The organism is Aquirufa antheringensis, from assembly GCF_023921165.1.
Classification (GTDB): Bacteria; Bacteroidota; Bacteroidia; order Cytophagales; family Spirosomataceae; genus Aquirufa; species Aquirufa antheringensis.
On sequence record NZ_CP049835.1, the window covers coordinates 2,170,096 to 2,191,616 of the forward strand.

Consider the following 21,521-nt stretch of genomic DNA (forward strand, 5'->3'; position numbering starts at 1 on the left):
TGTAAATTGCAGTCAAAATAACAACATATGAAGCCACTTATTCTTATCGCAAACGACGATTCGATCTATTCTAAAGGTATCCGCGTTCTAACGGAAATCATGTCCGAAATGGGCGAAGTCGTAGTGGTCGCTCCGGATACACATCAATCTGGTATGGGTCATGCAATTACCTTGGGTGAACCGTTGCGCGTGGAGAAGACGAATAATTTTGGCGATCATATTCAATCCTATAAGTGTTCAGGTACTCCAGCTGATTGTGTGAAGATCGGTAAACACCAAATTCTGAAAGGTCGAAAAATTGATTTAGTCGTTTCGGGTATTAACCACGGTTCAAATGCTTCGATTGCGGTTTTATATTCAGGAACCATGTCTGCAGCTATCGAAGCGGCGATGGAGGGTATTCCGGCTATCGGATTCTCCCTTTGCGATTTTGCATCAGATGCGGATTTTTCGCATTGCCACGATTATATCATCAAAATTTGTCAACAAGTCCTCGTGCATGGATTACCTAAAGGATTGACACTAAACGTGAATTTCCCCGCACATTCTTCCATGCCATTGCAGGGGGTGAAAGTGGTGAAACAAGCCAATGCAATCTTTAGAGAGCGTTTCGAAGAGCGTAAAGATCCATATGGTAAGCCTTATTATTGGATGGATGGAGATTTGCACAACGAGGACTTGAACAATAACACCGATTTAGATGCTTTAGCAGAAAATTATGTCAGCATAGTGCCCGTCAAATATGATTTGACAGATTATGATGAATTAAAGCAAATGCAAAGCTGGGACCTTTAGGAGCGTCAACACGCTCAAGGCGTCAGTAATCTGGCCATTTTGCGCCATTTCAATCGCCTCTTTTAACGGTAACTTACGTATTTTTAATTGTTCGGTTTCTTCTGGGCAGGCTTGATGTTGGCTGAGGCTTTGGGCCAAATACATCACCGCTTTCTCATCGCTCACCGAATTCGAAAGATACACCTCCCCTAGTTCTGTCCATTCTGTGGCTACAAGTCCAGTTTCTTCCAATAGTTCGCGTTTTGCAGCTGCTAAAGTAGATTCGCCGGATTCAATGGAACAACCACCTTCCGGCACTTCCCAGGAATAGGCATTCAGCGTATAGCGGTATTGACCTACTAAATAGGTAAAGCCGTCTGAGTCTAAAGCAACAATGGATATGGCTGTATTTTTAAAATGAACTTTTCCATAAATACCGGGATTTCCAGCCGGATTCAAGACTTCATGGTGTTCTACCCTAATCCATGCATTCTCGTAAGCCGTTTCTTGATTGAGTGTTTTCCAAGGATTGTTTTCCGTTTCCATCCGGTAAAAATACTATCTTTGTGCTAATGAAACAGCGGCTTGTCCTTCTTTCTTTTGTCGTTTCGGTGCTCATCATGGCAGCGAAGTTTGCCGTCTACTATGCAAGTGGATCTACGACTTTATTAACAGATGCGTTAGAGTCGATTATCAATGTAGTTGCCGCGTGTTTTGCCTACTATTCGATCTATTTAGCTTCTTTACCTAAAGATTTGAATCATCCCTATGGTCATGGAAAGATTGAATTTTTTGCCTCTGGATTAGAGGGTGTGCTCATATTATTAGCAGCTGCCTATATTTTTCTTCACGCTTCACAGCATTTGTATTCATCTCCTGAGTTGAAGAGTTTGGATGTAGGTATGGCCGTTTCCTTTGTTTCAGCAGGAATTAATGGCTTAATGGGTTATTTTTTAGTTAAGAAAGGGCGTTCCTCTCACTCTCCTGCTCTTGTTGCCGATGGTAAGCACCTACGGTTGGATGCCTATAATGGGATTTTGGTGGTTGCTGCTTTGGCGCTTACCTATTTTACCCACTGGTATTGGGTCGATTCTGTCGCCTCCTTCTTGTTTGCAGGATTTATGTGCTGGCAGGGAATACACTTAATGAGAGAATCGGTAGCTGCTTTGATGGATGAAACGAATCCAGCCTTATTCCAAAAGGTGACTGACTGGGTCGTAGCGAATAAAAAAGAGGAATGGATTGATTTACATAATCTACGGGTACAACAATATGGCGGAGATTTGCACATCGATTGCCATTTGACTTTACCTCGTTATTGGGATTTACACAGAACGCATGAAGAGATTCATGGCTTTGAAGAAATGCTGAAGGAATTACAAGCCACCCACGTGGAGATATTTGTCCACGCAGATCCTTGTTTAGATGAATGTTGTAGTCACTGTTCGATTGCAGATTGCGCGATTCGTCAGGCTGCTTTTTCGAAGAAAATAGAATGGAATCAAATGAATTTGGCCTTAAACCAAAAGCATTTCAATGAAACCCTAGCTCGTTCTTAACGATCCTATTCCACCGTCCACTCCAATGATTTGTCCTGTAATCCAAGAGTTGGCAGGATTTAACAAAAATGTCGCTAGATTAGCCACATCTTCGGATTGGCCTACTCGTCCTAAAGGATGTCTTTTTCCACCAGCTTCGATTTTCTCCGGAGAATTGAGTAAGGCTCCAGCTAAAGGCGTTTGCGTTAATGAAGGCGCAATGGCATTCACTCTTATTTTATTAGCGGCTAATTCTGCTGCTAATGATCTAGTTAAGCCTTCGATAGCCCCTTTCGCACTAGCAATGGAAGCGTGAAAGCCCATGCCTGTTTGAACGGCCACGGTGCTGAAAAGGACAATAGATGAGGTCGAAGACTGTTTCAATGCAGGTAACAGTGCCTGAATGACGCGAACTGCACCTAACACATTAATCTGAAAGTCTTTCTCAAAATCTGCCGAAGTCAAGCGGTGAAATGGCTTCAAGTTAATGCTTCCCGGGCAATAGGCGATTCCATCTACAGGTCCAGTAATGGCAGCAATAGCGGAATCATCCGCTCCTAAGGCATCCCAAGTATGGTTTTCTACTCCATTGATTGATGAGGGATTTCTAGCGAAATTAATCACTTCGTGACCAGCAGCAAGCAAAGCAGTAGCAATGGACTCACCAATTCCTTGGCTAGCCCCAACAATAACGTATTTTCCCATGGTTTAGGCTTGAATAGATTGTAAGAATTCTCTTCTGGTATTCTCCTCTTGGAATTTTCCTCCATAGTAGGAAGTAATGGTAGAAGTAGCCTCATCTTTTACACCTCTGGAAGAAACACACAAGTGTTTTGCATCGATGAATACTGCTACGTGATCTGTTTTTAGCACTCTTTGTAAGTGTTTAGCAATTTGCATCGTTAAACGTTCCTGAACTTGAGGTCTTTTAGCATAGAATTGGACCACACGGTTTAGTTTCGAAAGGCCAATGACTTGTCCAGACGAAATATACGCTATGTGTGTTTTGCCCATGATAGGCACGAAATGGTGCTCGCAATTAGAGTAAAACGAAATGTTCTTTTCGATTAACATCTCATTATACTGATACTTGTTATCAAATAAAGCTATTTTAGGCTCATTAGCTGGATTTAAACCACTGAAGATTTCCTCAATGTACATTTTAGCTACTCGCTTAGGAGTGCCTCGTAAAGAATCATCCGTTAAATCTAACCCCAAGGTTAACATGATTTCACGGAAATGCGATTCGATAATGGCCATTTTCTCAGAATCAGAAATATCAAAAGCATCCTCCCTCATCGGTGTCTCGATTGAGGTGGCTACATGATTATCTCCAATTTCCTCGTCAGTTAACAAGAAATTGTCATTATCAATTAGCAGGGAATTCAACGAAATTTCTTTCTGTTTCATACAATCTGATTTTTAAATCTAGTGTGGTCGGGAGTTTAGCCCTTAATTTGTTGTAAATCACGATGACGATATTTTCAGCGGAAGGATTTAAATCTGCGAATTCTGGTACGTCTAGATTTAAATTCTTGTGGTCAAATTTTTTGCAAACTTCTGTTTGCGCTAAATCCGATAAAAACTTCGTATCGATAACATAACCCGTTTCTGGGTCAATTGTTCCAGTTACCTGAATAATTATTTCATAATTATGTCCATGGTAGTTCGGATTGTTGCATAAACCGAATATTTCTTTGTTTTTCTCAGCTGTCCAAAGTGGATTATGCAAACGATGTGCAGCATTGAAATGTTCTTTACGGAATACGGTAACGCGAGGGGCTTCAGTCATTTTTTCTAAATTCTTATAAATTTAAAGTATTTTCCTTAAATTTCATCTTTTAAACACTTGCTAGACCTATCATAAACTAAATGAAAAGAAGGAAATTTATCTCTGATTCCTTAGTATATACCTCAGGTACCGCTTTATTCCCTACTTTCTTACGACAGATACCAGAAGAACAAACAAAAGTGCGTTTAGGTTTTATTGGCGTGGGCTTAAGAGGCCAAAATCACCTGGAGATGGCCATGTACCGGCCGGATGTTGAAGTGGTTGCTATTTGTGATATCGATCCTAATGCTATTGACATCGCTTTAAAGATGGTTTCTGCGAAAGGGCGACCAGCTCCCGCGGTCTATGGAAAGACCGAAAAAGATTTTGAAAATTTAGCTAAGCGCACTGATATCGATGGCGTAGTGATTGCGACTCCCTGGGAATGGCATGTACCGATGGCCTTAGAAGTGATGAAGCAAGGCAAATATGCGGGTGTTGAAGTTTCAGCGACTGTTACCTTGAAAGAATCGTGGGATCTCGTGAATATGTACGAGAAAACGGGTTCTCATTGCATGATTTTGGAGAATGTGTGTTACCGTCGGGATGTTCTCGCGACGTTGAATATGGTTCGCCAGGGGATGTTTGGAACCTTAAACCACGTGCAGTGTGGTTACCAGCACGACTTACGGGAAGTGAAATTTAATGATGGAAAACAGGCCTATGGTGGCGGTGTGGAGTTTGGGGAGAAAGGTTTTTCTGAGGCCAAATGGCGCACCCAACATTCTGTCGATCGCAACGGAGATTTGTACCCAACACACGGCTTAGGGCCTGTCGCGGAGATGTTGAATATTAATCGTGGAAATCAGTTTGCTTATCTAACGGCGATGGCTACTCCTGCTTTGGGACTACATAATTACATTGTAGAAAAAGGAGGCGCGGATCATCCAAATGCGAAAGTGGATTTCAAATGCGGTGATATCGTTCAAACGATGATCAAATGTGTCAACGGGGAAACCATTCTCATTACTCACGATACGAATTCACCACGTCCTTATTCTTTAGGCTTCCGAGTTCAAGGAACGAAAGGTTTATGGATGGAAGACAATAAATCGATCTATTTAGAAGGTATTTCGCCTAAAGCGCATCGTTGGGAAGAAGCCAAGCCTTATTTAGAGAAATACGATCACCCTTTATGGAAAGCGCACGCAGCGGATGCGGAGAATGCAGGTCACGGAGGGATTGATTATTTTGTATTAAGAGCCTTTATCGAGGCGATTAAGGCCAAAGTAGCACCACCAATTGATGTGTATGATGCGGCGGCTTGGTCTGCCATTGCGCCACTTTCAGAGGAATCAATCAAAAAGGGCTCCGCTCCTATCCAAATACCTGATTTTACACGCGGTAAATGGAAAAAAAATCAACCAATTTTTGCTTTAAACGATCAATACTAAACCTATGAACCAATCAAAAAACGTTAACGGACCTCTATTAATTATCGGTATTCTCTTCTTTGTATTCGGTTTTGTGACCTGGGTGAATTCGGTTTTAATTGCCTTTTTTAAGGATGCTTTTCAATTAAATAATTTTGACTCTTTGCTCGTTACTTTCGCTTTCTTTATCTCGTATTTCGTAATGGCAATTCCCTCCTCTTGGGTTTTGTCCAAGACTGGATTTAAGAAAGGGATGTCCATGGGATTGCTAGCGATGGCTGTGGGGACATTATTATTCATTCCGGCGGCTAAGATGGAGAATTATCCGATGTTTTTGTTTGGACTTTTTGTCATAGGAACTGGCCTAGCGCTCTTGCAGACAGCTTCGAATCCCTACGTGACTATTTTAGGGCCAGCGGAATCAGCAGCGCAAAGAATTTCTGTGATGGGTATTTGCAATAAAGTGGCGGGTATTTTGAGCCAGTTTATTTTCGGGGGATTGTTTCTTTCTAGCGCTGTGGGTGGATCTGAGAAATTAGCCATCGTGATTATGCCTTACGGAATTATGACTGCTGTTTTAGTGGTATTAGCGGTTTGGGTGTGGTTTTCCTCTTTACCTGAAGTAGAAGCGGAGGAAACCGTGGAGGAAGCCGGAAATGCGAAAGCCTCCGTTTGGTCCTATCCAAGCTTAGTTTTAGGCTTGGTAGCTTTCTTTTTATATGTGGGTGTTGAAGTGATCGCTGGTGATACGATTATTAATTACGGAGTTTCTCAAGGATTTAGTCAGGATGTTGCCAAAAGCTTCACCACCTATACCTTGTATGGAATGTTAGCAGGGTATGTCATAGGTATTTTCTTTATTCCCAACTACTTATCTCAACAAAAGGCCTTGAATTATTCCGCTATTTTAGGTGTTTTGTTTTCGATTGGAGCTGTCGTCTTCAGTGGATTTAATTCGGTGTTATGTTTAGCTTTATTAGGTTTAGCGAATGCATTAATGTGGCCTGCTTTATGGCCTTTGGCAATTAATGGATTAGGGAAGTTTACTAAAATTGGAAGTGCTTTTATCATTATGATGATTTCTGGTGGTGCCTTAATGCCTTTGTTATACGGTAAAATAGCGGACCAAATCGGGAATACGCAGAGTGCCTACCTCATTTTGATACCTTGCTATATTTTTATCTATTATTACGCAACAATTGGACATAAAAAGAGTTCTTGGAAGTAGAATTGCCTATTTTTGCGTATTAATCCTGTTATGTCTAAAATGTTGAATTTGATAGATCCCCTTATCGTTGATGGAAATCAGTATGCTTCATCGCTGTATGCGTATGAGAGACGCAGTACGATTCCAGTACAAATAGGAGATCTCTATTTAGGATCAGACTTTCCTATTCGGATTCAGTCCATGACTACGGTAGATACCATGGATACGCAAGGATCCATTGAACAATCCATTCGAATGATTGATGCTGGATGCGAATTAGTTCGCATTACTGCTCCTTCAGTTAAGGAAGCTCAAAACCTCGAGAATATTCGCAAAGGATTGCGCGAGCGAGGTTATACCACGCCTTTAGTGGCTGATATTCACTTTACCCCTAACGCAGCTGAATTAGCGGCTAGAATCGTGGAGAAGGTACGTATCAATCCTGGAAACTATGCGGATAAAAAGCGCTTTGAGACGATTGATTATACCGACGCTTCTTATGCGTCCGAATTAGATCGAATTCGAGATAAATTTCTTCCATTAGTCAAAATCTGTAAAGAATATGGCACGGCGATGCGTATTGGAACGAACCATGGTTCGCTTTCAGATCGTATTTTAAGTCGCTATGGTGATACACCACACGGGATGGTGGAATCGGCTTTAGAGTTCTTACGTATTTGTGAGGATGAAAACTATTTCAATATCGTGCTTTCGATGAAATCATCGAATACACAGGTGATGGTAGAAGCCTACCGTCTATTGAGTAAAAAATTAAAGGATGGCGGATTTAAGGCTTATCCCATGCACTTAGGTGTGACTGAAGCGGGTGATGGAGAAGATGGTCGAATTAAATCGGCTGTAGGGATTGGCACTTTATTAGAGGATGGCTTAGGTGATACGATTCGTGTTTCTTTAACCGAAGATCCAGAATTTGAAATTCCGGTAGCACAAGACTTGGTGCGTCGGTATGATACGCGAGCAGCGTCTCAGGATCCTATATCCCTATTTTCTGGCGATTCTGTAACTTTTGACTCCCCTATTCATCCTTTTGCGCATTCGCGAAGAAAGACTTCAGAAATTTTTTCGATTGGTGGACACCAAGTTCCTCGCGTAATCGCTGATTTCTCAACTAGGTCTAACATAACGATTGCCGATCTGAAGGCCATAGGCCATTTCTATTTGCCTGAACCGGATAAATGGGCGATGAATGATTTAGGTGCGGATTTTATTTATACAGGCCAGCAGTCACTTGATTTTATGTTACCTAATGGCTTACGTCAAATTCAGGATGCTTCGGTTTGGACTCCTTCTGACTATGTCTATCCTTTATTTGACTATGTAGCCTATCAATCTGCTACTCACAAGCATTCCACGTTAAATTTCGTATCCCTAGACGCTGCAGATTTAGTGGCAGGCGCTGATTCTTTTGATGAAAAGACAGTTATTGTTCTTCATTCTTCGAATGTACATCAGATGCCGGCTATCAGACGTGCCTTCTTTCATTTAATTGAAAAGGGAATCATTAATCCGGTGATTATCCAGCTGAATTATAGTTCTATTTCAGACGATCAATTTCAGTTGTTCGCCCCTACGGATGGAGGTGCCTTGTTTATTGATGGTTTAGGAGATGGATTGTTATTAAGTCTGAATCATTCCAAAAATAAGGAAGCCTTGTGCAATGCGACAAATTTTGGGACGCTTCAAGCAAGTAGAATGCGTATTTCTAAAACGGAATACATTTCTTGTCCTTCTTGTGGTCGTACTTTATTTGATCTGCAAGAAACGACAGCGATGATTCGACAGAAAACCGATCACCTAAAAGGCATCAAGATTGGTATTATGGGCTGCATCGTGAATGGTCCAGGTGAAATGGCAGATGCCGATTATGGGTATGTAGGAATAGGAAAAGATAAAATTGCGCTCTATAAAGGGCAAGATGTAGTGAAGAAATCAGTGCCTGCGGATTCTGCAGTGGATGAGTTAATTCAATTAATTAAAGAACATGGGGATTGGCGTGAGCCGTCTGTAAACGAATAAACAAATGAGCAGATTAAGAGAACAATTCAAAGTAGGCGAAGTATTCACTTATTTTATTCGCGTGTTTCAAAAGCCAAAACCTGGCGCACCGGCGAACTTTAATATACGCGCGATGCACACGATCAATAAGATTTCGATCTTGATGTTTATTGTTTGTTTAATTGTGATGACTTACCGTGCGTTTATTCGCTAATTATTTCGTTCCGTACAAGCACCAATTGGACTTTGCTTTTTTCAAAGCAGCCGCATCTTTTGTTTTGCCTTTAACATAGTCGCACAAGAATTGATTTTCTTTGGGCCCTAAAGCGCCGGGCATCGAGTTGATTAATTCATCGATTACCTTCATCGCTTGCGTTGATTTTCGTTGCTTGAAAAGCATATCAGATTCAAGCATCCAGGTTCTACGAACGATACTGGAACGATCTAATCCTGTTTTAGCCATCTGGGCTTTTAATTTCATCAGGCCTGCATTGCCTAATTGATTAGCACGCGAACTGGTTAAAGTGATTTGGAAAATATTCTCATAAATCATTCGCACCACGGATGGGTCATAGATGGAATTATAGTAGTTTAGATTCCGAATGAAATAATCAAAAAGTCGATTATCGTGGCTCATTAAGGCCACTTGCATTAAATTGAAGGTTGATTGGGAGCTATACTGGGCTGGTTTTAATAAGGTGATATAGGCATTCATCGCCTTGATATTTGCTAGCGTATCTCCCGTTATACGCGCATATTCAGCATAATTAATCAACATGCCCGGATTCTTTTCTCCTGCTGCTAAACGCTTAGGGAATTGAGCTGCTTGCTCAGCCGGATTAGCCGCTTTCGTTCCAATGCCGTTAACCATTCCGACTGAATTCTCCTTTTCTCCAAATATCCTCGCCTGAACAATTTTCATCGTCTTAGGTTCAAAGAAAACAAACGTGGGCGTCGCATTTACAATGATTCCTGCCTGCTTTAGTGCCATTTGATTCGCTGGATTGCGAATATCTAATTGAAAATTGACAAAGTTCTTGTTGTAGACCGCTCCTACTGCTGGCTGGGTAAATACGCCTTTAAAGGAATTGCAAATGTGGCAATCTGGGGCATAAATCTCCATGAAAAGCAATTTGTTTTGCTTGATAGCCTCTGATCTAGCTTCTTGTAAAGAGGAAGCCGAACTGAAATGGATGCCTTGTGAGAATCCTAAAAAGGGTAATATCAGGAATAGGAGTATTTTTTTCATGCTTATTTAGCGCCTTTTTCTAACGCTACGATTTCTTTCTGTAAATGCGATGATAGCGTACGACAGGTGGCCTCTAATTCTTGAGCGAAGAAATTATCGCCTGTGGCTTGTAAGGATGCATCCGCAACCGTTCCCACGATTTCGATGAAAAAACGTTTCATGTCTAACACTTCCATATCTTTTGTCCAAAGTGGTAATGTTAATGTTCCTTTGTGATACGGATCCCAAGTGGCGACTAAAATGGCTTTCGTTTCTTCGATGCCTTCGTTCGGATTATCTGTAGCTGACCAAGAGATTTGCTCGGGGATATTTTGGTCGTCTAATTGTATTTTAAAATTGATTTCAGAATGTTTCATGGATGTAAAATTAATCGTATTTTCGTATAAATTAAGGAAAATTAATGGTTAAGGCTGAAATTATTACCATTGGTGATGAGATACTTTACGGGCAAATCTTAGATACTAACACGCAGTGGATCAGTCTTGAATTAGATAAATTAGGGATCAAGACCGTACGGAAATCATCCGTGGGCGATCAAAAATCAGAGATACTCCAAATACTAAATGAAGCTGCCCTGCGGGCAGATGTCGTTTTTATTACCGGAGGATTAGGTCCTACGAAGGATGATTTGACGAAAAAAATCCTCGCCGAATATTTTGACTGCGAGTTAGCCATGCACCCCTTGGCTTTGCAAGATGTCACGGAATTCTTTGCGAAACGTGGTCGAGAATTATCTGATATTAACCGAGATCAAGCCCTATTACCTACGAAGGCAGAATTTATTCGAAATAGTCAAGGAACAGCGCCTGGGATGTGGTTTAATGAGAAAGGAGTACTATGGGTTTCTATGCCGGGCGTTCCTTTTGAGATGAAAAACATCATGGAACAAGAAGTGCTACCTCGTTTAGTGAAGCATTTCCAAACGCCGGTTATTTACCATAAGGTTATTAAGACGGTCGGTATCGGTGAATCCTATCTATCAGATCTGATTGAGAGCTGGGAATTGCAATTACCAGAACATATTAAATTAGCCTATTTACCCTCAATAGGCATTGTTAAATTACGTTTAACGGCTGTTGGAGATGATTTAAGTCGTTTGCAAGCGGAGGTTGAAGTGGAATTACAAAAAGTGAATTCGTTAATTAAATCCTATATTTTTGGGTATGAAAAGGAGGAGCTGGCTGAAGTCGTAGGACGATTATTAGTGGATGAAAAAGCCACTTTATCTGTAGCCGAAAGTTGCACCGGAGGACATTTAGCACATCAGTTTACTCAAAACCCGGGTTCATCTGCTTATTTTTTAGGCGGAATTCTATCCTATGCAAATCAAGTGAAAATAGATCAATTAGGGGTTTCAGAAGCTATTTTAACTTCGGATGGTGCGGTGTCAGAGGAATGTATCAAGGCAATGGCTATAGGAGTTCAGAAGCGACTTGGATCCACATTTGCTTTAGCCACTTCTGGCATTGCTGGGCCTGACGGGGGAACCGAAGATAAACCGGTAGGGACTGTTTGGATTGCTTTGGCACATCCAACAGGAGTTGTTACCCGTAAATTAACCTTAGGAGGAACACGTATGCAAAATATATACTTGAGCTCTTTAGCTTGTATCAATTTGCTGCGTAAATATTTATTAAACGATTTAAGCTAAGTCTATGGCCATTACAGAGGTGATTATGCCCAAAATGGGCGAGAGTATCATGGAAGCGACTGTTTTAAATTGGTTAAAACAGCCGGGCGATTATGTGGAAGCCGATGAATTTATTTTAGAAGTGGCGACGGACAAGATTGATACGGAAGTCCCCTCTCCTGTGGCGGGTTATTTACAGAAAATTTTAGTTCCCGTGGGTTCTGTCGCGACGATAGGTAAGGCAATTTGCGTGATTGATGCGGTAGAAAGTGGCTCCACATCAACGGCTGACACTTTTTCTATGGACGAGTCGATTAGTTCATTAATCGATTTAAGCTTGGCTCCCACTGAATTAAGCTCCGAAAAGTCCACTAATCCGTGGATTTCGCCTTTGATTAAGCAGATTTGTCAGTCGGAGAATGTATCCCAAAGAGAATTAAACCAACTCCCCGGTTCTGGGCTAGACGGTCGCATCACCAAGAAAGATGTGCTGAATTATATTGCGGTTCGAAACTCGAAGCGGATGATTTCATCCGGAACCTTAAGTCAAGGAGCTGGAATGCGTCTTCCAGGTGACGAAGTGATTGAAATGGATCGCATGCGGAAGATGATTTCTGAGCGTATGCTGGATTCGAAACGGATTGCACCTCACGTTACGTCATTCTTAGAGTCAGATGTAACTAATCTGGTCAATTGGCGTGCTAAAGTAAAGCAAGATTTTCAAGACAAATACAAGGAAGCCTTAACCTTCACTCCGCTCCTATTTAAAGCCACCGCGGATGCCTTAAAGGATTTTCCGGGTATGCTTATCTCGGTAGAAGGTAATTACATCGTTCAACACGCTCAAATTAACATCGGTATGGCAGTTGCCTTGCCTAATGGTAATTTAATTGTGCCCGTTATTCACGAAGTGGATAAAATGACATTAGCTGAATTGACGCAAAAGGTGAATGATTTATCTGCTCGAGCAAGAGCCAATAAATTGAAGCCTGCTGATTTAGAAGGTGGAACATTCACGATTTCTAATATTGGTGGATTTGGCAATTTAATGGGAACGCCTATTATAGTGCAGCCACAAGTAGGTATTTTAGCCTTCGGAGTGATTGAAAAGAAACCAGCAGTTATTACGAATGACAATGGAGAAGATATAATAGCCGTTCGTCAGAAGATGTTTATATCCCATTCCTATGACCACCGAGTGGTGGATGGTTCGCTGGGTGGAGGATTCGTGAAGCGGGTCTCGGATTACTTAGAGAAGTTTAGTTTAGATACGGAAATATAAAAAAAAGAGCCTCAATCGAGGCTCTTTTCCTTTATGACTAATTGTCTTAGAATTTAGCATCTGCCGGTTTCACATTCGGACGAATGATCTTTAGAAGCGTTAAGAGTTTAATCATAGGATAAGTCGGATCAAACTCAAACCATTTCGTAGCGAAGTTAACACGGTTTGGTAGTTTGTGGTGGTTGTTTTGGAACAACTCGCCCATCATCACTACGTCAAAGATTAACGAGTTCTTCGAGTGATCGTGGTTGTCATAGTTTTGGTAGCCATATTTATGTCCTGACCAGTTGACGATAGCTCCGTGTACAGGTCCCATCAAAAAGTGAACCGGTAATAAGAAGAAAAAGGCCCAGTGCATATCGAAATATACGTATCCTACGATGTATAAAGAGGCATAAGCCACTCCCCATCCTAAACGGGAAATCCAAGAATCACCAATTTTCTCAATCGTTTTAGATACAGGGTAATCATGTTCAAAACGTTCTTCCACCTTTTGATCTCTGTTTAAAACCGCATTGTAGATGTTTTTCGTCTTCCACATCATCGTAAATACGTTGCTTGAGAACATCGGGGAGTGTGGATCTTTTTTCGTGTCAGAAAATGCATGGTGCATTCTGTGTAAAATCGCATAAGCACGAGGGCTTAAAAAAGATGAACCTTGCGATAAGTAAGTCAAGAAATAGAAGAATTTTTCCCAAAACTTGCTCATCAAAAACATCTTGTGAGCGGAGTAACGGTGAAGGAAAAAAGTTTGGCTAAACAAAGAAACATACCAATGTATGAAGAAAGCCGGCAGTACTAATTGCATAATAGAGAGATAAATTTAATGTTCTAACAAAGTTACGAAGCAAATGTTTCTTTTTTAAGCTCCATCTACGTTAAATAACTGATTTTAGTCAGCATTCAAAATATGTAGGCCAAGGCAAACCGCGATTCCAGCCGTCTCCGTACGTAAAATGGACTTTCCAAGACTAAAAGGTTTCCAATTATTTTTGGACAATATATCAGATTCCTCTGGGGTAAAGTCTCCCTCTGGTCCTACGATTACGTGGTATTCTTTATTTTTTGCGGCTGTTTTCATTAACACAGAAACCGGCGGGTTCGAAATAAAGGCAAATAATTTTTCTCCTCCCTCCTTATCAGCAATTTCCTTAAACGTATGTAAGCCCGTAATTTCAGGCAAATACAAGTTCTTGGATTGCTTCAAAGCAGAGATGGCAGTTTTCTCCAAACGCTGGAGTTTGATCTCTTTCCTTTCCGAATTCTTGGAGGCAAAGAAGTGAATCCCATGTATACCAAATTCCCCGCATTTCTCCACCATCCATTCCATTCGCTCCATTTGCTTGGTGGGTGCGACATAAAGATGAATTTTATAAGAAGGTGACGGTTCTGATTCGACCACTTCTAAAGGGCCGAAAGCGACTTTTTTACCTTCAATCGAAGAAATGGACGTACTAAATTTAGAGCCACGACCATCTAACAGATGGATCGTCTCTCCTACTCTTAAACGCAATACCCGTATAGCATGAAAGGATTCCTCTTCAGATAAATAAGAGGAATCCTTAGCATTAGGAGCGTAAAATACGGCTATACTCATTGATTATTCTTCGTCCTCCTCGTCCTCATCATCTGAGTTAAAGGTATAAAGAGATGGATCTAAACTTAAGGTGTTGCCATTAAAGTCCTGAACAAATTGGGATAACATCTCATCATCTAAGGCCGGCACATATAGGGCTGCTTCTATGCTAACGCCATATTCGAATTCTGGATCGATTTCGATGTATTCTGCTACCTTTATTTCTTCGTTTTCCTCTAGGTCTTCAATCACCTCTAGGATTAACATTTCTACCTCCTCGTCTAATTCCTCATTAGGCTCGTAATTTTCATCACGGTTCTCTAAAGGAACATACAAGGGATATTGCTGAATGATTTCTCTTTCAGCTGCTTCATATAATAAGCTGGAGTAATGTAGTTGCAGGGTGCATACTATGGCATCATAAATGACTTCTTGCTTCTCGTATTGACCCACAAATTGGATGTGAACCATTTCTCGTTCGTTTCCAGAAGGCAAATCCTCATCTAAAATGTAGACAAATGAACGTTTCTCTGCTTCACATTGCTTTTTTAAGGCTGCAATTTCTGCTGGGTCAAAGCCTGGGTTGGTGTTAGTTGACATTTAGGATTATTTGATTAACAATAGTTCACGGTATTTTGGTAATGGCCACTCATCATCGTCGATAATTAGTTCTAATTTATCGACACTATAGCGAATTTCTTCAAAATAGCCTTTTACTTTCGTGCTATATAAGACGGCTCTCTCTTCTAAATCTTCTACGTTGTTAGCCTCTTTACGTGCTTCAGTCATTTCGTTTTGTAAGCGAACGATCGATGAGGTGTATTCTGAGATTTTTTTAATCATTTCGATTGTTGGCGCATAGTACTGAGGATCGATGCCGATTTCTTTTTGGCCTTTCACATTCTCTACTAATTGCGTTTGGTATTTCAATGAAGTCGAAACGATATGGTTGATTGCCATATCTCCAATCACACGGGATTCGATTTGGATCTTTTTTACATAGTTTTCTAATTCGATCTCATGACGCGCATGCATCTCTTCTTTCGAATAGATACCATGTTTCGTGAATAATTCGATCGATTCAGGACGAGCATATACCGCTAAAGCCTCAGGCGTTGTCTTTAAATTAGACAAACCACGACGAGCAGCTTCTTCTACCCATTCGTCTGAATAACCATTACCCTCAAAACGGATATTTTTCGACTCTTTCACGTAGCGCTTTAACACCTCCATGATGGCTAATTCTTTCTTTACTCCTTTCTCCAATACCTCTTCCACTTCCTTGCGGAATTTGATGAGTTGGTCAGCCACAATCGTATTTAATACGGTCATCGGTGCTGCAGAGTTAGCAGAAGATCCTACCGCACGGAATTCGAATTTATTACCTGTAAAGGCAAACGGAGACGTTCTATTACGATCTGTATTATCAAGGATTAACGATGGAATTTTGTTGATACCTAATTTAAGGTACACATTGTCCCCTTTTTCTAATTGAATTTCATCCAGACCATCCATGTTTTCCATGTCGTCCAAAACTTGGCTCATCGTACTCCCCAAGAAAGCAGAAACGATGGCCGGAGGCGCTTCATTTGCTCCTAAACGGTGCTCATTACCGGCTGAAGCGATAGAAGCACGCAATAAATCGGCGCGATCATGTACCGCTTTTAGTGTGTTAACAAAGAAAGTTAAGAAACGTAAGTTTTCTTTCGGTTTAGAAGAAGGTGCTAATAAATTGATACCCGTATCTGTCGCTAAAGCCCAGTTATTGTGTTTACCGGATCCATTGATACCAGCAAAAGGTTTTTCGTGGAAAAGGACCTTGAATTTGTGCTTAGAGGCCACTTTTGACATCAAATCCATCAATAATGCATTGTGGTCACAGGCTAAGTTCGCTTCCTCGAAGGTGGGCGCTACTTCAAACTGAGCTGGAGCCACCTCATTGTGACGCGTTCTCACCGGCATGCCTAATTTAAGTGCCTCGATTTCGAAGTCTACCATGAAGGCATTCACACGGTTTGGAATAGATCCAAAATAATGATCTTCTAATTGCTGTCCTTTCGCTGGAGCATGGCCAAAAACCGTACGTCCTGCCATCACTAAATCTGGACGCGCATTAAATAAGGCCTCGTCCACGACGAAATATTCTTGCTCCGCTCCTAGTGTCGGGATGACCTTGCTGACATCGCGGTTAAAAAACTCTTTAATGACAGCAGTGGCCGCTTTATCAACTAACTCGATCGATTTTAGTAAGGGAGTTTTATAGTCCAACGCCTCTCCTGTGTAGGAAACGAAGACGGAAGGAATACAAAGTGTTGCTGTTCCTGCCGCGTTTTCCATAATAAAGGCTGGAGAAGATGGATCCCAACCGGTATATCCGCGTGCTTCGAAAGTAGAACGAATACCTCCATTAGGAAAGGAGGATGCATCCGGTTCTTGTTGAACGAGCGCAGATCCTTTAAACTTCTCCACTGCTTTTCCATTGCTTAAATCAATGTCAAAGAAGGAGTCGTGTTTCTCTGCCGTGGTACCAGTTAGAGGTTGAAACCAGTGTGTATAGTGGGTTGCTCCTTTCGATATAGCCCAAGATTTCATTGCCGCAGCTACCTCGTCTGCCGCATCGCGGTCGATCTTAGAACCCGTTTGGATAGCGGTATTTATCTTTAAATAAGCCTCTGGTGATAAAAGGGAGCGCATCACTTCATCACTGAAGGTCATGCTGCCATAATAGTCCGAAACCTTTTCTGTAGGAAGCTTTACGGGAGTTCCTGTGCGGGATTGAGCTAACTCAAGAGCCTTAAATCTAGTAATTGCCATATGAAGATTATATTTCTAGGTAAAAATAGCGAATTGTGATGGGATAAAAAATCGCAATAATTGAAAAATGGGATTGAATTTTCCGATTTTAATTTGGATTTTTTGAGTTTTTGCGAAATCGTCGATTGTTTTTGTAGGTTTTTTTGTTCTAAACTATTGTTTTTCCTAAAAAGTGGTATATTTTTGCTACACGAATTCCTAAAAAAGTATTTTTGTTTCAAAATCAAGTTTAAAAATCATGGCTAAATCAAAATTAGAGTACATTTGGTTGGATGGCTACAAGCCAACGCAAAGTTTACGTTCTAAGACTAAAATTGAGAACAATTTTAGCGGCAAATTAGAAGACCTAGATATGTGGTCTTTCGATGGTTCTTCTACTCAGCAGGCCGAAGGTGGTTCTTCTGACTGTTTATTGAAGCCAGTGTATGTTTGCCCAGATCCAGCACGCCGTGATGGTTATTTAGTAATGTGCGAAGTATTAAACGCAGACGGAACTCCGCATGAGTCTAATGGTCGTGCTACGATTGATGATGATGATAACGATTTCTGGTTTGGTTTTGAGCAAGAGTATTTCCTTTGGGATCCAGAAACAAATAAGCCTTTAGGTTTCCCAGCAAACGGGTTTCCAGAGCCACAAGGACCTTACTACTGTTCAGTAGGTGCAAAGAATGCATACGGTCGTGAGATAATTGAAGAGCATATGGACTTGTGCATAGATGCAGGTTTAAATATTGAAGGTATCAATGCTGAGGTAGCAGCTGGACAATGGGAATTCCAAATGTTCGCAAAAGGTGCTAAGCAAGCAGGTGACGAAATCTGGTTAGGCCGTTATATTTTAGAGCGTTTAGGTGAGAAATATGGTGTTGCGATCAACTGGCACTGCAAGCCTTTAGGTGAATTAGATTGGAACGGTTCAGGAATGCACGCGAACTTCTCTAACACCGTTTTACGTACGGCAGGAAATAAAGCTGCTTACGATACAATTTGTCAGTCATTCGCTCCATTTGTGAAAGAACACATTGAGGTGTACGGTGCAGACAACCACATGCGGTTAACGGGTAAGCACGAGACAGCTTCGATCCACGATTTCTCTTATGGTGTTTCTGATCGCGGTGCATCGATTCGTATTCCGATTGCAGTAGTTGAAAAAGGTTGGAAAGGCTGGTTAGAGGATCGTCGTCCGAACTCAGCGGCAGATCCATATAAAGTGGCTGCGCGTATTATCAAGACGGTTAAAACAGCTAATGTATAATACAATTATCTAGCATTTATATACTTTTATAGACAAGATGGCGGGTTTTCCCGCCATTTTTGTTTTACCTTTGCATCCTGATTTCAGGTATGAAAAAAGTCGCTTTTTACACTCTTGGTTGCAAATTGAATTTTGCGGAATCCAGCTCCATCGCTCGTTCACTCGAACCGATGGGTTTTGTGCGTGCGGAGTTTCAGGATCAACCCGATTTGTTTGTCATTAATACCTGTAGCGTAACGGAACAGGCGGATAAGAAGTGTAAGAAAGTCGTTCGAGAAGCGAAGAAAGTTAATCCGAATTCGACGGTTGTGATTATTGGCTGTTATGCCCAATTGAAACCAGAAGAAATTTCGGCTATTCCAGGCGTTGATTTAGTATTAGGTGCGAATGAAAAGTTTCAATTGCCTACGCTACTTCCCCCCTATTTACATCGTGAATCTGCGGATTTACCGAAGCTAATAGCGTCTGAGATTCGTTATGATCTCGATTACCATGCGTCCTATTCTGTGAATGATCGCACCCGTACTTTCTTGAAGGTGCAGGATGGTTGCGATTATCCTTGTTCATATTGCACGATTCCTTTGGCTCGTGGCCAGTCCCGTTCGGATACGGTAGAGAAAGTATTGGGTTTAATTGAGGAGATTTCTGCGAAAGGTGTCAAGGAAATTGTCCTGACAGGGGTAAATATCGGGGATTTTGGCATTCAAAATGGTAAGCGAGTAGAAACATTCTTTCAGCTCGTTCAAGCGATTGAAGAAAAGTCATCCATTCAGCGATTTCGTATCTCCTCTATCGAGCCTAATTTACTGACTTCAGAGATGATTACTTTCTTAGGGGTATCTACTAAGTTTGTTCCTCATTTCCATATACCCTTGCAATCCGGGTCGAACGCTGTTTTGCGTTTGATGAAACGCCGCTATCAGCGAGAATTATACGTGGACCGCGTAACGTCTATTAAAGAAGTGATGCCTAATGCGTGTATCGGAGTCGATGTGATCGTGGGTCATCCAGGTGAAACTCCTGAATTATTTTTAGAGACCTATGAATTCTTGAATGGGCTAGATATCTCCTATCTACATGTTTTTCCTTATTCCGAGCGCCCTAATACCTATGCGGTAGATATCCAGCCTAAAGTGGATGGTATGCAAAAAGCGGAGCGTTCGAAAATGTTGCATATTTTATCGGATAAAAAGCGTCGGGCTTTTTATGAATCCCAAGCCGGTTTAAAAGGTCAGGTTTTGTTCGAGGAATCTGCTTCGCCGGGTACGATGGAGGGCTTTTCTGAAAACTACGTTCGGGTAGTGGTCCCTTTTGACCCTTTGCAAATCAATACCGTTCAGCAGGTTCGTTACAAGTCGCTGAGTGAGGCGGGTGAAATGTTAGGGGTTGTTTTAGAGTAGAGATTATAGATATTAGAGTATAGATTATAGAGTAGAGATAAGGGGCGTTAGCCCTTTTTTATTTCATATCTATAATCTATACTCTCTTATCTCTAATCTCACTTTTGTTTTGCGCCATCGGCGCATAACAAAAAAGTCGGAAACCATAGGCCTCCGACTTTTTGATTGAAACAAAACCACAAGAACCATTACTTGCGGCTTTGCTGTTGTTGAATTACTCAGCTAACGACTCGTCGTGTTGTGAGATATCCAAACCTAATCTTTCTTCTTCCTCATTAACGCGTAACGGAATGATTTTGTCCGTGATCACTAAAAGGATATAAGAAGCGCCAAATGCAAAAGCGGAAACGATTGCTAAGGCTAATAAGTGCTTTAAGAATAAGGCAGTTTCTCCGTAGAATAAACCTTGCTCTACTACTGCTGCGTTCACTGCAGATGTTGCGAAAATACCCGTCATCAACATACCTACCATACCGCCTAAACCGTGGCAAGGGAACACATCTAATGTGTCATCTAGGTTAGAAGATGCTCTCCAGTGTGCAGCAATGTTAGAAACGATCGCAGCAACCACACCGATGAAGATCGCTACAGGTACCGTTACGAAACCAGATGCTGGTGTAATAGCGACTAAACCTACGACCGCACCGATACAGAAACCTAAGGCAGAAACTTTCTTACCACGAGTTACATCAAATAAGATCCAAGATAATCCAGCTGCTGCTGCTGCCACGTGTGTTGTAGCGAAAGCGGTTACTGCTAATCCATTCGCTCCTACTGCAGAGCCTGCATTGAAACCAAACCATCCGAACCACAATAAACCAGTTCCCAATAACACGTAAGGAATGTTAGCTGGAGGCAAGATGTTGGACTCGATGTGAGACTTACGGCGACGTAAGTATAAAGCACCTGCTAAGGCAGCCCAACCAGCCGACATGTGAACTACCGTTCCACCTGCAAAATCCAAAACACCTAAGTTAAACAAGAAACCATCTGGGTGCCATGTCCAGTGTGCTAATGGAGCATAAACGATCACACAGAAAAGAACCATGAATAGAACAAACGCACGGAAGTTAATACGCTCAGCTAATGCACCAGAGATTAACGCTGGAGTGATAACGGCAAACTTCATTTGGAAAAATGCGAATAAAGCGAAAGGGATAGTGAATTTCAATTGATCAGCAGATCCTAAAGATAATTTGTGATCAAAAACGCCATTGAACATAAAGAAAGTTCTAGGGTCACCGATCCAGCCACCTAACGAGTCACCGAATGCTAAAGAGAAACCGAATACAATCCAAATCACCGAGATAACTCCCATCGCGATAAACGATTGTAACATCGTAGAGATCACGTTTTTGTGGTTAACCATTCCACCGTAGAAATAAGCTAATCCCGGTGTCATTAATAATACTAAGCCAGAGGCTACAATCATCCAGGCAGTATCGCCGGTGTCTAATCCCTCTGTAGGCATAGCGCCAGGAACTGAGGTTGTGAACAATGCAAGGACGGCTACCGCTAATAAAACTAATAACGGAATCCAGGTTGGTTTTTGTGTCGTCATGTTTTTAAATGTTAAGGG

Annotated in this window: 21 protein-coding genes; 10 read left to right on the plus strand and 11 right to left on the minus strand. The window is 41.5% G+C overall.

Going from position 1 to position 21,521, the window contains the following annotated elements; genetic code table 11:
- The first annotated feature begins 27 nt into the window (after positions 1-27).
- A complete protein-coding gene (gene surE, locus G9X63_RS09795; RefSeq protein ID WP_130896594.1) occupies positions 28-795 on the plus strand; it encodes a 5'/3'-nucleotidase SurE in 768 nt (255 codons plus the stop codon).
- Here surE and G9X63_RS09800 read toward each other — a convergent pair.
- Positions 766-1,320, minus strand: coding sequence for an NUDIX domain-containing protein (locus G9X63_RS09800; RefSeq protein ID WP_130923421.1), 555 nt, complete (start codon positions 1,318-1,320; stop codon positions 766-768). The two genes, surE and G9X63_RS09800, sit on opposite strands and share 30 nt — an antisense overlap.
- Positions 1,321-1,346: 26 nt before the next feature.
- Between G9X63_RS09800 and G9X63_RS09805 the strand changes: the two genes are divergently transcribed.
- On the plus strand, positions 1,347-2,333 hold the full coding sequence (locus G9X63_RS09805) for a cation diffusion facilitator family transporter (RefSeq protein WP_252622805.1): 987 nt from the start codon (positions 1,347-1,349) through the stop codon (positions 2,331-2,333).
- Here G9X63_RS09805 and G9X63_RS09810 read toward each other — a convergent pair.
- The 3 genes from G9X63_RS09810 to G9X63_RS09820 are packed head-to-tail and all read right to left on the minus strand — an operon-like array spanning position 2,319 to position 4,104.
- Complete coding sequence (locus G9X63_RS09810) at positions 2,319-3,017, minus strand: SDR family NAD(P)-dependent oxidoreductase (protein ID WP_252622806.1); 699 nt, start codon at positions 3,015-3,017, stop codon at positions 2,319-2,321. The two genes, G9X63_RS09805 and G9X63_RS09810, sit on opposite strands and share 15 nt — an antisense overlap.
- 3 nt (positions 3,018-3,020) lie before the next feature.
- Positions 3,021-3,722, minus strand: coding sequence for a GTP cyclohydrolase I FolE (folE, locus tag G9X63_RS09815; protein WP_252622807.1), 702 nt, complete (start codon positions 3,720-3,722; stop codon positions 3,021-3,023).
- Complete coding sequence (locus tag G9X63_RS09820; RefSeq protein ID WP_130896599.1) at positions 3,682-4,104, minus strand: 6-pyruvoyl trahydropterin synthase family protein; 423 nt, start codon at positions 4,102-4,104, stop codon at positions 3,682-3,684. The genes folE and G9X63_RS09820 overlap by 41 nt, the downstream gene beginning before the upstream one ends.
- An 80-nt stretch (positions 4,105-4,184) precedes the next feature.
- On the opposite strand from G9X63_RS09820, the gene G9X63_RS09825 reads away from it, so the two are divergent.
- The 4 genes from G9X63_RS09825 to G9X63_RS09840 are packed head-to-tail and all read left to right on the plus strand — an operon-like array spanning position 4,185 to position 8,953.
- Complete coding sequence (locus G9X63_RS09825) at positions 4,185-5,537, plus strand: Gfo/Idh/MocA family protein (RefSeq protein WP_252622808.1); 1,353 nt, start codon at positions 4,185-4,187, stop codon at positions 5,535-5,537.
- A gap of 4 nt (positions 5,538-5,541) precedes the next feature.
- A complete protein-coding gene (locus G9X63_RS09830; protein WP_252622810.1) occupies positions 5,542-6,744 on the plus strand; it encodes a sugar MFS transporter in 1,203 nt (400 codons plus the stop codon).
- A gap of 39 nt (positions 6,745-6,783) precedes the next feature.
- Entirely contained in the window at positions 6,784-8,760 is a 1,977-nt protein-coding gene (gene ispG / locus G9X63_RS09835) for a (E)-4-hydroxy-3-methylbut-2-enyl-diphosphate synthase (RefSeq protein WP_420840749.1), read from the plus strand.
- Positions 8,761-8,764: 4 nt separating this feature from the next.
- Complete coding sequence (locus G9X63_RS09840; protein WP_130896603.1) at positions 8,765-8,953, plus strand: DUF6728 family protein; 189 nt, start codon at positions 8,765-8,767, stop codon at positions 8,951-8,953.
- On the opposite strand, the gene G9X63_RS09845 is transcribed toward G9X63_RS09840, so the two are convergent.
- Both G9X63_RS09845 and gldC read right to left on the minus strand, forming a co-directional pair.
- Complete coding sequence (locus G9X63_RS09845; protein WP_252622814.1) at positions 8,954-9,988, minus strand: thioredoxin family protein; 1,035 nt, start codon at positions 9,986-9,988, stop codon at positions 8,954-8,956. It abuts the gene before it with no gap.
- Between the two features lie 2 nt (positions 9,989-9,990).
- On the minus strand, positions 9,991-10,344 hold the full coding sequence (gene gldC / locus G9X63_RS09850; RefSeq protein ID WP_130896605.1) for a gliding motility protein GldC: 354 nt from the start codon (positions 10,342-10,344) through the stop codon (positions 9,991-9,993).
- A 44-nt stretch (positions 10,345-10,388) separates the two neighbouring features.
- On the opposite strand from gldC, the gene G9X63_RS09855 reads away from it, so the two are divergent.
- Together G9X63_RS09855 and G9X63_RS09860 are read left to right on the plus strand one after the other, a co-directional pair.
- Positions 10,389-11,639, plus strand: a complete 1,251-nt coding sequence (locus tag G9X63_RS09855; protein ID WP_130923413.1) for a competence/damage-inducible protein A — start codon at positions 10,389-10,391, stop codon at positions 11,637-11,639.
- A gap of 4 nt (positions 11,640-11,643) precedes the next feature.
- Entirely contained in the window at positions 11,644-12,900 is a 1,257-nt protein-coding gene (locus G9X63_RS09860) for a dihydrolipoamide acetyltransferase family protein (RefSeq protein WP_130923412.1), read from the plus strand.
- A gap of 46 nt (positions 12,901-12,946) precedes the next feature.
- Here the strand turns inward: G9X63_RS09860 and G9X63_RS09865 are convergent, their stop codons facing one another.
- The 4 genes from G9X63_RS09865 to G9X63_RS09880 form a co-directional block, all read right to left on the minus strand.
- Positions 12,947-13,708, minus strand: coding sequence for an acyl-CoA desaturase (locus tag G9X63_RS09865; RefSeq protein ID WP_130923411.1), 762 nt, complete (start codon positions 13,706-13,708; stop codon positions 12,947-12,949).
- 84 nt (positions 13,709-13,792) lie between these two features.
- Positions 13,793-14,497, minus strand: a complete 705-nt coding sequence (locus tag G9X63_RS09870; RefSeq protein ID WP_252622816.1) for an RsmE family RNA methyltransferase — start codon at positions 14,495-14,497, stop codon at positions 13,793-13,795.
- Positions 14,498-14,500: 3 nt separating this feature from the next.
- Entirely contained in the window at positions 14,501-15,076 is a 576-nt protein-coding gene (locus G9X63_RS09875; RefSeq protein ID WP_130896610.1) for a hypothetical protein, read from the minus strand.
- 6 nt (positions 15,077-15,082) lie between these two features.
- Complete coding sequence (locus tag G9X63_RS09880) at positions 15,083-17,290, minus strand: glutamine synthetase III family protein (protein WP_130896611.1); 2,208 nt, start codon at positions 17,288-17,290, stop codon at positions 15,083-15,085.
- A gap of 238 nt (positions 17,291-17,528) precedes the next feature.
- Between G9X63_RS09880 and G9X63_RS09885 the strand changes: the two genes are divergently transcribed.
- Positions 17,529-18,542, plus strand: coding sequence for a glutamine synthetase beta-grasp domain-containing protein (locus G9X63_RS09885; protein WP_130923407.1), 1,014 nt, complete (start codon positions 17,529-17,531; stop codon positions 18,540-18,542).
- Between the two features lie 89 nt (positions 18,543-18,631).
- Positions 18,632-19,942 carry a tRNA (N(6)-L-threonylcarbamoyladenosine(37)-C(2))-methylthiotransferase MtaB gene (gene mtaB / locus G9X63_RS09890; RefSeq protein ID WP_252622818.1) on the plus strand — a complete coding sequence of 437 codons (1,311 nt, stop codon included), beginning with the start codon at positions 18,632-18,634 and terminating at the stop codon, positions 19,940-19,942.
- A gap of 214 nt (positions 19,943-20,156) precedes the next feature.
- On the opposite strand, the gene G9X63_RS09895 is transcribed toward mtaB, so the two are convergent.
- Positions 20,157-21,503 carry an ammonium transporter gene (locus tag G9X63_RS09895; protein WP_130896614.1) on the minus strand — a complete coding sequence of 449 codons (1,347 nt, stop codon included), beginning with the start codon at positions 21,501-21,503 and terminating at the stop codon, positions 20,157-20,159.
- Positions 21,504-21,521: the final 18 nt, after the last annotated feature.